The 1,152-nt window shown below is 62.3% G+C and carries 1 protein-coding gene; it reads right to left on the bottom strand.

Annotated elements, in window-relative coordinates; genetic code table 11:
- Window positions 1–15: 15 nt before the first annotated feature.
- Window positions 16–957 (bottom strand): IS110 family RNA-guided transposase, encoded by a 942-nt coding sequence (locus AC1DXU_RS30405; protein WP_477374893.1) that lies wholly within the window; start codon window positions 955–957, stop codon window positions 16–18.
- Between the last annotated feature and the right edge of the window lie 195 nt (window positions 958–1,152).

The raw sequence follows: 1,152 nt of genomic DNA, 5'->3' as shown, positions 1-1,152 counted from the left end.
TGAGCAACCGTGCTTTCATATCGATGCGGGGTTCCAGGATTTGTTGGTACGCATCATGGCGTTGAGGGTGGTGATAAGCTTGCGCATGACGGCCACAATGGCGACCTTTGCTTCCTTGCCTTTGGCCCGTAGGCGCTGGCGAAAGGCGGCGAAGATGGGGTTATGCACTCCGGCGCTGAGCGCAGCCATGTAGAGGACGTTGCGGACCGACTCTCGACCACCCCAGATACATCGCTTGCCTTTGAGCTTGCCGCTGTCGTGGTCAAAGGGAGCAAGCCCAACCAAGGCGGCGATCTGCCGGTTGGATAAGCGGCCGAGTTCAGGCAATTGCGCGATCAGCGTGGCGCTGAGGACCGGACCGACGCCGGGCACGGAGCGCAGCAGGCGATCACGCTGAGCCAAGACGGGATCGGCCGCCGTGGCTTCGGCAATTCGCTTATCGAGAAGCAGGATGTCGGCACTGAGCCGACTTGCGCGCCGCTTGGCGAGGCGCTTGAGGCCCGCATCGCGCACATGCTCGGCCTGATTGTCGATACGGCTCAACTCGGCGCTGAGCTGGCGCCGCGCCGTGATCAGTTCAATCAACAGCTCGAGGCGAGGGTCGAGATCGATCGGATGGACTGGCAGCGTCGCCAGGAAGCGAGCGATCACGCGCGCATCGATGCGGTCGTTTTTGGCATTGACGCCAGCCGCCCGAGCGAACTGGCGAAGCCGGTGCGGGTTGATGCGTCGTATCGGAAGTCCTGCTTGCCACAGCGCCTTGAGGACAGCACGTTCGTAGCCGCCGCTTGCTTCGAGGCCAATGGCACCGATCAAGTGGCCTGACAGCCGCTCGACCAAGGCTGCGTGCCCGTCATCGTCATTATCGACGCTGAACAGCTCGCCTGTCTCCAAAACGGCCACGTCCAATCGATCCTTGGCCACATCGATGCCGACACGAAGCGCGATTTGTGTCATCTTCTGATCCCTTCCTTGCTGGTGCGGGGTCGAACCCTGGCAACCGTTCGGGCTATGGAAGATGCGGTCGGAGCTCCTTGCTCACCTGCGGACTCAAACCAAGGGGCACGCGGGCTTCCGCCGCAGCGAGTGACCCGGTCGTGACCCGGGTCACTCGCCAACCCGATCCTGCATGATTCGAAAGACACAAGGGGC

It is taken from the genome of Mesorhizobium sp. P3_A10 (assembly GCF_056403175.1).
This window is presented reverse-complemented; position numbering and strand designations above follow the sequence as displayed.